Raw genomic sequence first — 13,194 nt, 5'->3', positions numbered from 1 at the left:
CAATAAAATAAGATTTAAGTTTGTTTAAGTTTGAATATTTGTGTGATTTTGAATTTTTAATGCAAATTGATTTGTAAATTTATAATCCTAATTTTATTTTACTAAGAATGAAAAAACTTTTACTAGCGTGTATGATGGCTTTTGGAATAGGAGCATCTGCGCAAATTTCTTACACCTACGGGTGGGATGTTACAGGCTTAGGTTCCTGGACTACAAGTGGTTCAGGTTCTTTTAGCAGAAGTACAACAACACCTTGTAATGGAGCAGGAAGCGTAAGGGCAAATAATTATTATGCCGGATCTTCTTACCTTGTCTCTCCAGCACTTACAGGAACTAACGGTGGTGATCTTACTGTTGGTTTTTCTTATAAGGTTACGCAGTATTCTGCTAATACAACAGGAGCAACTTCTGCAGACTTTGGAGTGATTAATTTACAGTGGTCAACTTCTACTTCTGGTCCTTGGACTACCGCTTATACAATTGACAGCAGTACACACGTTGTTTCTGCATCTTGTGCCACTAAAACAGCTACCATTTCTGGCTTGCCCGCTTCTGGGAATGTTTATTTAAGATTTGAAGCCAAATCTGGATTGTCCACTTCGGATAATTATGTTTATTTTGATGATGTGACGGTTTCTCAGGGGGCAGCGCCTTCATGTTTGCCGCCTTCAGTGCCTACAGCATCAAATATTACTTTGGCATCTGCTGATATATCTTGGACAGCACCAACTTCGGTACCGGGATCGGGATACGAATATTATTTATCAACATCCAGTACAAGCCCAACTGCAGCAACACCTGCGACGGGAACTTCTGCTACTGCAAATAAAAGCTTAAGTGGTTTGATAGGTAATACAGTGTATTATATTTGGGTAAGATCTGTTTGTTCTACTACTGATAAGAGTGCTTGGTCTCAAGCAGGAACTTTTGTTACGGGATATTGTGTGCCAACAGGAGGAACAGGTTCTACTTCTTATTATCTGAAAACCATCAGTACAACCGGAGCTCTTACTAACTTGTCATACTCAGCAAGTTCTTACTCGGCTTATGTGAATAATTCTGCAACGACTTTTTCAAGTTATCCGGGAGGAACGTTTAATTATTCTTTGGCAAACTCTAATTCTTCAACATGTTATTTCTATATTTGGGTAGATTGGAATAATGATTTAGATTTTGACGATGCGGGAGAAACTGTATTAGCAACAACTACTTATTCCGCCGCTAATTCTGGAACGATTACAATTCCTGCTGCTCAGGCTTTAGGTTCTTACAGAGTAAGAATTGGTGAATCAGAATCTGGAGCTATTACAAGCTGTGGTCCTTCTGCATATGGAAATTATGTAGACTATACACTTAATGTAGTTACGCCTCCAAGTTGCGTAGCTCCTACTGCGGGTACAATTACCAATATTACAACAAGTGGGGCAGATGTTTCTTGGACAGCACCTGCAACAGCACCTGCAAATGGTTATGATCTTTATTACAGTACAAGCAGTACAACTCCAACTTCTACAAGTACTCCTAATTATTCAAATATTAGCGGAACTTCTAAAACATTGTCAGGTCTTACATCTTCTACAACGTATTATGTGTGGATAAGATCAAGCTGTACTACAACTGATAAAAGTGCTTGGGCAGGTCCTTACATGTTTTCTACTGCTATTACAAATGACAATTGTAGTTCTCCATTACCTTTAACAGTAGGAACTTCATTTGCATCAAATGCGATCGTAGCTTCAAATATTGGATCTACAACAGACGAAACACCATTATCTTGCCAGTCAAATTCAAACAATAATGTTTGGTATTCGGTAGTGGTTCCGGCTTCAGGAAATCTAACTATTGAAACTAACGCTGTTTCAGGCTCACCATATACGGATTCGGTTGTCAATGTATTTTCAGGAAGTTGTGGGGCTTTAACAGGTGTAGGTTGCGATGACGATGGCGGAGATGGAGCTTTTTCTAAATTAGTTTTAACAGGTCAGACTCCAGGAGCTACATTATTAATAAGTGTTTGGAGATGGAGTAATAGTAGTGTATTTGATGGGCAATTCCAAGTTTCTGCTTATGATTCAACTGTTTTAGCAACAAATGAAGTAAAAGACACTAAAAACAATATCAAAGCTTATCCAAACCCATTCTCTGATGTAGTCAATATTTCTGATATTAAGAATGTTAAAAATGTTTTGGTAACAGACGTTTCCGGAAGATTAATAAAAATAATTGCAAGCCCTTCTTCATCTCTTCAATTAGGAGAATTGAAACAAGGAATGTATCTATTAATTTTAGAAATGAAAGATGGTTCTAAGCAAACGATAAAAACAATTAAAAAATAATTTTTAATAATTAATTATAGATAATTATAGCGGCTAATTTATTAGTCGCTATTTTTTTTGTTAAAAAAATTAAATATTAATCCTCATATTTAATTTTTATTATTAATTTAGTAATCCAATCAGCAAAATATAATAGTTTATGACAAAATTTCTACTCTCATGCTTATTATTCTTAAGCATGACTCTTTCTGCTCAAATAAATTTGGGCACTGGAAGCACTAATGTTGGAGCAGCTCCAATTAGCACGTATTACGGATATTCTTATGCACAACAGATTTTCACGAAACAGGAAATCAATGCTAATGCAGCAGGCAACATTACCGGGCTTAAATTTTACATAGATCCGGCTATGTCTATCGCAAGCTCTTCACAATGGGTTGTATACCTTGGGCTTACCACAAAAACATCATTTACAACAGATTCAGACTGGGTTCCTCTTGCGCAATTAACGCAGGTGTTTTCAGGAACTGTTACTAATGCCAACGGAGTAATTGACATTACTTTTGCAACACCTTTTCCTTATGACAATATTGCTAATTTGGTAGTAGCTGCAGAAGAAAACTCGTCAGGTTATGATAATAATGATTATGACGAAGCCATGTATGTATATTCCGGTGCACAAAATTCTACTATTTATTACAAGAATGATTATACTGATCCGGATCCAGCATCACCACCAACGGATGGTAATTTGGTAGATTATAAATCTGTAATTACTATTGAAGGTTTGTCACCAAATCCTATTCCTGGTTGTCCATTGATTACATATCCAAGTAATAATGCGACATTTGTTCCTTTAACTTCAACAATTAATTGGAACAATTCTTCAGGAGCGACAAGCTATAAGGTTTCTATAGGAACAAGTCCTGGTGCAACAGATATAGCAAATCAGTTATCTGTAGCTACGAATAGTTTTACACCTCCAACACCATTTGCTCCAGGCGCAGATCTTTATCTTAAAGTAATAGCAGTTGGTCCTGGAGGAGAATCTTCAGGTTGTACCGAAATAATGTTCACGACTGCACCGCCGCCGCCAACAAACGATGAGTGCGTAACGGCAATTACTTTAACAGTAAATCCTGATTTGAATTGCGGGACCGTTACTTCAGGATATACGATCGGAGCTACAGATTCAGCAATTATTCCAGATCCTTGCTATGGAAATCCTGATGATGATGTTTGGTACAAATTTGTTGCAACATCAACCAGTCACAAAATTTCATTATCGAATATACAGGCTGTCGGTACTAATACATGGGATTCCGATGTTTATTTCCAGGTTTTCAGTGGAGGATGCGGAGCATTATTAAGTAGTGTATGCGGTTCTACTTCTGCTTTAGCAACAGGACTTACGGTGGGAGAAACTTATATGATAAGAGTTTACAGTTATGGTGACACGGGAAGCCATCAAAGTTTTGATATCTGTGTTGGTACATTGCCACCACCACCTGCAAATGACGAGTGTTTTGGAGCGATAGCTGCAGCTACAATTCCATATACTTATTCACAAAATGATGGAGGAGGAGCTACCAATAATGGCGGAATGATTACGTCTTGCAGTGATGAGATGAATGATGGAACATGGTTTACTTTTATAGGAGATGGTGATACATTTAATATTACAGTGACAATGCCTGCCGGAAGCGATTTTGATGCTCAAATTGGAGTTTACAGCGGAACTTGCTCAAGTTTATCATGTGAAAATACAGTGGATAATACAGGAGAAGGACAAAGCGAAACCATTGCTATTCCTACGCTTGCAGGAAATACATATTATGTGAATGTTGGTCATTACAGTGGCTGGTCAGATGAAATGGAAGGAGCGTTTACGATTAATATCAGTAAGAATACTTTAGGAACTTCTGATGTTAAGGCAAATAAAAATAATATCAAATTATATCCAAATCCTTTCACGGATGTATTGAATATTTCAGATGCAGCCAATGTAAAATCAGTTTCTGTTTCTGATGTTTCCGGAAGATTGGTAAAAGTAATTGACAATCCTGGTTCTGCACTTCATTTAGGAGAATTAAAACAAGGTATGTATTTAATGAATCTTACGATGAAAGATGGTTCTAAACAAACGATTAAAACAATTAAAAAATAGTTTGTATTTTTAAAATAATTAGAGACGATCAGCTTTTGGTCGTCTCTTTTTTTGAAAGATATATTAAAATAAAAAGACGGTAAAATTTCCGTCTTTTTTTATTGTATTTTAATTTTATTTGTTTGGAACAGGTTGTATATCTCCCGTATTCATATGTTCAAAGACAGTCGGGAAAAACATTGCAAGAATAAAATAGATGATAATCATTAATACAACTAAAGCAAAAAGTATAATTACTAAACTGTTTGGCTTATTTTTCTTTTTTGGTTCCATGATGTTTGTGGTATTTGGTTAATAGATTACATTAATATTTAATACTAAGCTAATTTCTTGCCACATTGTTTGCAGTACCTTGCATCGTCATCAATATCTTCATTTCCGCATCGTTCGCATATTTTTTCTAAATTTTGTCTTTTGTTTCTCATCTCGGCAGTTACAATTCCCGTGGGGACGGCGATGATGGAATATCCGGCTAACATTAAAACTACAGCAAAGAACTTTCCCATCGGAGTAATTGGGGAAACATCACCATAACCAACGGTTGTTACCGTAACGACTGCCCAGTAAATCGCTTGAGGAATAGTTTCAAATCCTTCTCTTCCGCCTTCTACCATAAACATCAAAGAACCTACGATCACGGAAAAAATAATAAGAAATAAAAGGAAAATATAAATTTTTCTTGAGCTGTTTTTTAAAGCTCTCACAATTACAGTACCGTCATTCATAAAATCCAGAAGATTGAAAACCCTGAAAACTCTAAGCATTCTCAGCATTCTAAAGATCAGAAAATATTTTGTCACAGGAAAAACAAAACTCAGATAAAAAGGAATAAGTGCCAAAAAATCAATAATCCCGAAGAAACTGAAAATGTAATTCTTTTTGTTTTTTACAACTGCAATCCTGCTGAAATATTCTAGGGAAAAAAATATAGAAATAATCCATTCAAGGATAATGAATGTGTAATGAAATCTTCTGTCCAGTTTGGGTATACTTTCCATCATGATAATGGCAGTGCTAATAAGAATTAACGATAACAAAATAATGTCAAACAGTTTACCAAGCCTTGTATCGGAGCGATAAATTATTCGATAAATGTGTCTTTTCCAGATTTTTTCTTCAGGAACAAGGTTATGTTCTTTTTCCATTTAATTTTGTTTATATCACTGCGAAGTTAGTAATTTTAATAGTGGGGCAGAAGAAAGTACGAGTGTTAAAATATTTCTAAAAATGTTAATAGTTTTTTCGTCATTTAAATGTGAATTATTACAGTTTAAAGTAATGGTTTTCAGTTACTTAATTTATGTAAATTTACGAATAAAAAACGGGAAATAAAAGTGTGTTTTTTAACATGAATTTGCTGAAACAGTGTAATTTTATTTTATAAAAGCTTACATCATGAGAAAAATTTTAACTTTGTTCATCCCAATTATTATGTATAGTTTTTTACAAGCTCAAGTTGGGATTAATACTACTACTCCAAATGGAGCAACCGTATTAGATATTTCTTCGAATCAGAAAGGTATTTTAATTCCTCGGCTTACAGATGCCGATAGAAATACAAATTTGGCAGACAACGACCCTCTTACAATTCCCCCTGTAGGTGTCGTGAATCCTAATCTTACTACCGGAACTCTTATTTTTAATACCACATCCAATAACTTTCAATATTGGGACGGTACTGTCTGGAAGCAGCTTTTTGTTCCCACATCTTCTCAGGCTGGAAATGACGGTGTTGTCAAAGTGAATTCTGGAAACGCAAATGTGAAACCTTCTATTGCCTTAAGTTCTTCAGGAAGTGGTTATGGCTCTAAACAGCAGGTGCTTTACACGGCACCGTTGGTTTTTGCCGCAAGTCCTACTACAAGCTGGCCTGAAACGACAGTTCCTTTTCCCGGTATTACGTCTAATATTTATACGGCAGCAACAGGAAAATGGAGAGAAAATGAAATTTATGGGCAGGTTCATATCTGGAGACTTATAGCGAATGTAACTCCAGGGAATAATTCTTCGGGATCTATAAAGGCTACCTTTAGAAATCCAGATTCTGGTTTTGAAATTACTTCTATTCAGTTCGTTCCGAGTGGTTCCAGTGGAGTAGGAAACCTGTTAACTTTTTATTTCTATACCATTGCAGATGCTGCAAGTCTGGATCCGGGAAGAGGTTATCAGCTTTTTCTGGAATCCGACAGTAACTGTAATGTTATGGTAGATTCTTTTACCAGAGTGTCCTTATTTAAGGATTAATCGTGGTTTTTTAGTTTTTGAATGTGATCCGGCTTAATGAGTTGGATCATTTTATGTAATAATTACAGTTTTACTATTTTATTTGTATCAAAAATATCATCATAATTGTATTATTTAAAGGTGTTGAGCTGTGTAGGTTTCAGGCTCAATAAAAATTAATATCTTCGTTGCAATTACAAAAATTTTACATAATGAAGCTAAAAGCAGTAATTTCAAAGATTGAAGAAAGGATAAAAATAAATCAGGCGGAAGATTTTGATAATGTAGGATTGTTATGCGGATCGTGGGATCGCGACGTTAGTGGAATTTTGGTTTGCCACGACGCTTTGGAAAATGTCGTAGATGAAGCAATTCTTAAAAACTGTAATTTAATAGTATGTTTTCATCCGATTATTTTTTCAGGATTAAAATCTTTAACAGGAAAAAACTATGTTGAAAGAGCTGTTTTAAAAGCCATTGAAAATAAAATTGCAATTTATGCGATTCACACCGCTTTCGATAATGATTTCTTTGGGGTAAATCACGGAATTTGTAATCAATTAGGATTAAAAAATTTAAAAATTCTTCAGCCTAAAAAGAATAATTTGAAGCAGTTAACGGTTTTTGTCCCAAAAGAGTATTCCGAGAAAGTAAAAGAAGCTCTTTTTAATGCAGGAGCCGGAAATATTGGTTTTTACGACGAATGCAGTTTTACAATTAACGGAAACGGAACTTTCAGACCGGTTGAAGGTTCAAACCCTTTTTCTGGACAGCAAAATATCAGAGAAAATGCTGATGAAGATATGATTTCCGTGATTTTTGAAGATTATAAACAAGGACAAATTGTAAATGCAATGAAAACTTCGCATCCTTATGAAGAAGTTGCTCATCAGATTTACAGTTTGGATAATACAAATCATTATTCGGGATTGGGAATGTATGGCGATTTTGAAGAACCGATGGAGGAGACAGATTTCCTGAAATTTGTGAAAGAAAAATTCAATCTGGAAATGATCAGGCATTCTGATTTTAACGGTAAAAAAATTAAAAGAGTAGGAGTTTTGGGAGGTTCCGGAGCAAGCGGAATACGATCTGCAATATCCAGAAAATGTGATGCTTATATTACAGGAGATGTCAAATACCACGATTTTTTTCTGGCGGAATCTAAAATGCTGATTTGTGATATAGGACATTTTGAATCAGAACAATTTGTGACTCAACAATTATTTGAAATTTTGTCACAAAAATTTAGTACATTTGCAATCTCAAAATCTATTGAGAAAACAAACCCGGTAAATTATTTCATTTAAAATATGGCAAAAACCAACGATATTTCAGTTGAAGAGAAGTTAAGAGCTTTATACGATTTGCAGATCATTGATTCTAGATTGGACGAAATCCGAAATACAAGAGGAGAGTTGCCAATCGAAGTAGAGGATCTTGAGATTGAAATCGAAGGTCTTGAAAAAAGAGCTGAAAAGTTTCATGCAGATATCAAAGATCAGGACGACCAGATCAAAACGAAGCATGAAGTAATCAACCATGCAAAATCTTTAATTGAAAAATACAAGTCTCAACAGGATAGTGTAAGAAACAATAAAGAGTTTGAAGCATTAAGTAAAGAAATTGAATATCAGGAACTTGAAATACAACTTTCTGAGAAGAGAATCAAAGAATTCGGAGCTAAAATTGCTCATAAAAACGAAACTTTGGATGAGTTGAATACAAAAATCAACGATCTTAAAAATCACTTGAAATTCAAAAAAGAAGAATTAGAAGGTTTAGTTTCTGAAACTCAGAAAGAAGAAGAGTATCTAATCGAGCAGTCTAAAGAATATTCTACCAAAATCGACGAAAGATTATTGGCTTCTTACAACAGAATCAGAACAAATTCTCCAAATGGTCTTGCAGTAGTAGGATTGGAAAGAGGAGCTCCAAAAGGATCTTTCTTCACAATTCCGCCTCAAAAGCAAATGGAAATTGCTCAGAGAAAGAAAATTATTATCGATGAACATTCAGGGAAAATCCTTGTTGACGATGAGTTGGTAATGGAAGAAAACGAAAGAATGAATTCTGTGATTAAGTTTTAATTTTAATTACAACTAAAAAATATAAAAGCTGTTTCAATTTTGGAACAGTTTTTTTTGTTTTATTGATACTTAAAGCATCTCGCATAATTAATAATTTTAATCTAAAACGATTTTAAGCTTATAAAATAAAGTTAAAAAATTATAAAGTTTAGAATGTATTTCTCTTTTGATAAAATAATTATTTTTTACATTTAATTTTCATATATATTTGACATCTCATTAAAAAACACAAATAGCTTATTTTTTTCCAAAAGCTGTTTTAATGTATTATAATAAATGGTTTTGTTTTTAAACAAAGCAGTAAAAAATATGTTGCGCAACAAAAGGTGGGAACGAACCGAAAACCTGCCCCCGAAAGGAAAGTTGAAAATTTCTCTGTTGAAGTTTTTAACAAAATAAGTAGGAAGATGAAAATAAATTATTACAAATGAAAAAACTAATTGTTTTATCGGTATTGTTGGGCAGTACACTTTTGCCTTACAACCACGTCAGTGCTCAAAGTGAAAAAGAAAATACTGAAACACAAGAGACTGGAAAAAAAGGAGGATATATTTATCTTAGTAATGATGGTTGTTATTATCAGGTTGTTACACATAGTATTTTATGGGGATTAATTGAATGGGAAGATGAACCAAGACAAATTGGTTGTGGAAGTGGATTCGCATAATTAAGCTGAAAATTAAGGCTTTCTTTTTAAGAAAGCCTTTCTTAAAATAAAGTATGAAAAATATATTAAAATTCTTTTTACTATTTTTTACTGTTTTTGTCAATGCACAAAAATTAACAAAAGATACCCTACCCGAAAAATATAAGGATATAGAAACAGTTGTTATTAATGACAAAGATTATGAAAAAATAGATTATTCCTTTGCACTGAAACAGGAAATTAATTTTAGACTAAGATCTGTTAATCCTTATTCTTCCTATGAACTTGGACTAAAATTTAAAAATGATCTGAAACAAAAAGGAAGAATAAGTAATGTAATTTTATACTTACATAAAACGGAATCTGATGTAAATCTTACTAATCTGGAAATTAATTTTTATAAGATGGATCCCGTATCAAATATACCTGTAGAAAAATTAAATTCTCAACAAATAATTTATACTCCTAAAAATAAAAGAAGAGGACAGGTAAAAGTTAATGTAGAAAATTATCATATTCCTTTTCCTGAGGAGGGAGTATTAGTATCAGTAAAATGGCTTCCCAATGCATCTAAAGATAAAAGCGTAGGACCAGCTATTCGACTGACTAATTATACTGAAAGACTAACTTATGTAACGTTTGATAATGATATGACAAAATGGAATAATGGATTTAATTTTTCTAAAAAAAATAATGTTTATACCAATGTTATGATGGGTTTAGAGGTGTATGTAAAAAGAAAAAAAATTGAATAAAAAAAGCCTCCTATTATTCATTATGAAAAAAATAATATTTTTATTCTTGATTTTTTTTATGATCAGTATAAGATCTCAGGAAACAAAAAGAGACACTTTCCCTGAAAAAATTACAGACATAGAAAGGGTAACTATCAATGATAAAGACTACGAAAAAATAAACTATTCTTTTGGCCTTAAAAAGGTAATCAATTATGGGTTTGGATCCGGTACTGCAAACTCCAGTTTTGAAATAGGACTGAGATTTAATAATAATCTTGGGCAAAAAGGCAGAATAAGTAATATCACACTGTTCTTACTGAAAACGAAGAAAGAATGTAAACTGGCAGATCTGGAAATCAACATCTATAAAATAGATACTTTAACCAATAAGCCTTCTCAAAGACTCAATAAAGAGCAGATTATCTATACTCCTACAACATGGAAAGCAAACAATGTAGATATTGATGTTACAAAATATAACATTTCTTTTCCTGAGGAGGGAGTTGTGATAACCGTAAAATGGCTTCCTGTAAAAGGATATTATGGATACGTTGGTCCTGGGATAAGGTTTACCAATTACACTGAAAGATTAACTTATACCCGTTACAACAATGATGACTCTAAATGGGGAAATAATATTAATTTTTCTAAAAAAAATGGTTTATATACCAATGTTATGATGGGTTTAGATGTGTATGTAAAAAAGAAAAGAAGTGAATAAAAAATACCTGTATATAATAATTTCCTTATTGGTTATTGTAATCTTATGTTTGCTTACTTATAAAACTTCTGAAAAAGTAGTTTTTAACGGTAATAAGGAAACTATGGTTCATGATTTTGGGATTTTGGATAAAAATAAAACTCCTATTTATGAATATACTTTTAAATATATCAATACAAAATATGATAGTTTAAAAATATATGGAGTAAGAGATGGTTGCGACTGTACCGAAAGTGGGGTAAAAAAGGGATTTTATTCAAAAAATGACACAATTATTATCAAGACTAAGTATGATCCTAATAAGTATAAAGATTCCGGAATCATCATTAAGCAGGCTTTCCTGATTACAAATAAAAATGTTTCCAAATTTGATACGATATTTCCTTTGACTTTAAAAGGCAATGTTAAATAAAAAACCGCCTCAACAGAAGCGGTTTTTATTTTATTCATGATGCTCATACATCTTATTATAAAGATCAATAAATTTCTCTTTAATCGCTTTTCTTTTTAGTTTTAAAGTAGGTGTTAAAAGTCCGGTATCAATGCTCCATACTTCTGGTGTCAGCTCGATTTTTTTAATCTGTTCCCAGTTTCCTAGATGTTCGTTGATATCGTCTATTTCTTTTTTGATTCTGTCTTTTAATTCGGCGCTTTTTGCAATTTCCTGCGGAGTTGAACCTATATTCAGATTGTTTCTCATTGCCCAGCTTTTTGCAAATTCAAAATCAGGCTGCACCAATGCCGTTGGCATTTTTTCGCCGTCACCTACAACCATAATCTGCTCGATAAATTTCGAAGCTTTTGCTAAATTTTCAATCGTTTGAGGAGCAATATATTTTCCTCCGGAAGTTTTGAACATTTCTTTTTTACGGTCTGTAATCTGCAAAAATCCATCAGTATCGATATGCCCGATGTCTCCGGTTCTGAAATATCCGTCATTGGTAAAAGCCTCTTTCGTCATTTCATCATTTTTGAAATAACCTTTGAAAATGGAAGGACCTTTTACGGTAATTTCACCATCTTCCTGAATTTTCACATTTAAATTGTCTAACGGTAAACCAACAGTTCCGATCTTCATTTTTCCGAAAGTATTTACAGAAATTACAGGCGATGTTTCCGTTAATCCATAACCTTCCAGAATCGGAATTCCTGCGTTTTGGAACATTAAATTTAATCTTGTAGACAAAGCAGCAGAACCTGAAACTAATGTGATAATTTCGCCTCCCAGACCTTCTCTCCATTTCTTAAATACCAGTTTATCAGCAATGATTTCCGACAAGCCTGATGGTTTCGAAACAGTTTTCTTTTTAGAAATTAAATCTAATGCCCAAAAGAATATTTTTTGTTTCAAACCTCCCGCTGTTGAACCTGTAGCATAAATTTTATCATAAACTTTTTCAACCAATCTAGGTACAACACTCATGTAATGTGGCTTTACTTCCTTCACGTTTTCGCCCATTTTATCGATGCTTTCTGCGAAATAGATCGAAAACCCATTATACTGGAAAAGATAAAAAAGCATTCTTTCAAAAATATGACAGATAGGAAGAAAACTTAATACTCTTGTATCCTTATAATCAAGGCTTTTCTTTCTCGGGATTCTTGGAAGTGAACCTAAAATATTAGAGACGATATTATGATGCGTCAACATTACACCTTTTGGTTTTCCGGTTGTTCCGGATGTGTAAATGATCGTTGCCAAATCTTCAGAATTAATAGCATTCGAAAGATCTTCCACTTCAATTTGGGTAGAATCGTCTTCACCAAGATCCAGGATTTCTTTCCAGTTTGGAGCGCCGCTGATATTGTCAAAAGTGAAAATTCCCTGCAATGAGGGGATGTTGTGTTTCACTTTTACCACTTTATTTAAAAGATCTTTATCAGAGACAAAACAATACTTAATTTCCGCATTGGTGAAGATAAATTCATAATCTTCGGGAGAAATGCTTGGATAAACAGGTACTGAAACCACGCCGATCTGGGAAAGTCCGAGGTCCATAATTGCCCATTCTGTACGGGAATTTGTAGTGATTAAAGCAATCTTATCACCGGGTTTTATTCCGAGTTTTAAAAGCCCTCTTGAAATCTTATTCCCTTCATTAATAAACTCTTGTGTTGAGGTTTTTTTCCATTCACCATGATATTTTGTGACAAACATATCCGATTTCGGATATGTTTCCAGAGCATGGTGAGGTATATCGAATAATCTTTTGATTGTCATGATTTTTATAGTAATTGTTAAAGGATTTTAAATATAAGCATTTTTTTTAATTATGGAAATTAGAAGTGATCAATTAGAAATTAATAAAATGTGTGCCATAATATATTTAATAA

General features: G+C 33.5%; 12 protein-coding genes. 9 read left to right on the top strand and 3 right to left on the bottom strand.

What is annotated here, in order from left to right:
- The first annotated feature begins 107 nt into the window (after window positions 1-107).
- Both ABD745_RS15720 and ABD745_RS15715 read left to right on the top strand, forming a co-directional pair.
- Window positions 108-2,336: a GEVED domain-containing protein gene (locus ABD745_RS15720; RefSeq protein WP_344831982.1), complete on the top strand. Its 2,229-nt coding sequence runs from the start codon at window positions 108-110 to the stop codon at window positions 2,334-2,336.
- Between the two features lie 139 nt (window positions 2,337-2,475).
- Window positions 2,476-4,443, top strand: coding sequence for a T9SS type A sorting domain-containing protein (locus ABD745_RS15715; protein ID WP_344831980.1), 1,968 nt, complete (start codon window positions 2,476-2,478; stop codon window positions 4,441-4,443).
- A gap of 114 nt (window positions 4,444-4,557) precedes the next feature.
- Here the strand turns inward: ABD745_RS15715 and ABD745_RS15710 are convergent, their stop codons facing one another.
- Complete coding sequence (locus ABD745_RS15710; protein WP_156062471.1) at window positions 4,558-4,716, bottom strand: hypothetical protein; 159 nt, start codon at window positions 4,714-4,716, stop codon at window positions 4,558-4,560.
- Between the two features lie 44 nt (window positions 4,717-4,760).
- A complete protein-coding gene (locus tag ABD745_RS15705; RefSeq protein ID WP_344831976.1) occupies window positions 4,761-5,588 on the bottom strand; it encodes an ion transporter in 828 nt (275 codons plus the stop codon).
- A 250-nt stretch (window positions 5,589-5,838) separates the two neighbouring features.
- Between ABD745_RS15705 and ABD745_RS15700 the strand changes: the two genes are divergently transcribed.
- The 7 genes from ABD745_RS15700 (at window position 5,839) to ABD745_RS15670 (ending at window position 11,272) form a co-directional block, all read left to right on the top strand.
- Window positions 5,839-6,687: a hypothetical protein gene (locus ABD745_RS15700; RefSeq protein WP_344831973.1), complete on the top strand. Its 849-nt coding sequence runs from the start codon at window positions 5,839-5,841 to the stop codon at window positions 6,685-6,687.
- Between the two features lie 191 nt (window positions 6,688-6,878).
- Entirely contained in the window at window positions 6,879-7,976 is a 1,098-nt protein-coding gene (locus tag ABD745_RS15695) for a Nif3-like dinuclear metal center hexameric protein (protein ID WP_344831971.1), read from the top strand.
- A gap of 3 nt (window positions 7,977-7,979) precedes the next feature.
- On the top strand, window positions 7,980-8,756 hold the full coding sequence (locus ABD745_RS15690; RefSeq protein WP_344831969.1) for a zinc ribbon domain-containing protein: 777 nt from the start codon (window positions 7,980-7,982) through the stop codon (window positions 8,754-8,756).
- Window positions 8,757-9,183: 427 nt separating this feature from the next.
- A complete protein-coding gene (locus tag ABD745_RS15685) occupies window positions 9,184-9,423 on the top strand; it encodes a hypothetical protein (RefSeq protein WP_344831967.1) in 240 nt (79 codons plus the stop codon).
- Window positions 9,424-9,476: 53 nt separating this feature from the next.
- A complete protein-coding gene (locus ABD745_RS15680; RefSeq protein ID WP_344831964.1) occupies window positions 9,477-10,157 on the top strand; it encodes a hypothetical protein in 681 nt (226 codons plus the stop codon).
- A 58-nt stretch (window positions 10,158-10,215) separates the two neighbouring features.
- A complete protein-coding gene (locus ABD745_RS15675; protein ID WP_344831960.1) occupies window positions 10,216-10,860 on the top strand; it encodes a hypothetical protein in 645 nt (214 codons plus the stop codon).
- A complete protein-coding gene (locus ABD745_RS15670; protein WP_344831956.1) occupies window positions 10,853-11,272 on the top strand; it encodes a DUF1573 domain-containing protein in 420 nt (139 codons plus the stop codon). The genes ABD745_RS15675 and ABD745_RS15670 overlap by 8 nt, the downstream gene beginning before the upstream one ends.
- A gap of 30 nt (window positions 11,273-11,302) precedes the next feature.
- On the opposite strand, the gene ABD745_RS15665 is transcribed toward ABD745_RS15670, so the two are convergent.
- On the bottom strand, window positions 11,303-13,081 hold the full coding sequence (locus tag ABD745_RS15665; protein WP_344831953.1) for an AMP-dependent synthetase/ligase: 1,779 nt from the start codon (window positions 13,079-13,081) through the stop codon (window positions 11,303-11,305).
- Between the last annotated feature and the right edge of the window lie 113 nt (window positions 13,082-13,194).

It is taken from the genome of Chryseobacterium ginsenosidimutans, assembly GCF_039536845.1.
Classification (GTDB): Bacteria; Bacteroidota; Bacteroidia; order Flavobacteriales; family Weeksellaceae; genus Chryseobacterium; species Chryseobacterium ginsenosidimutans_B.
The sequence above is the reverse complement of the archived record's forward strand: the minus strand, read 5'-3'. Positions and strand labels throughout refer to the sequence as shown.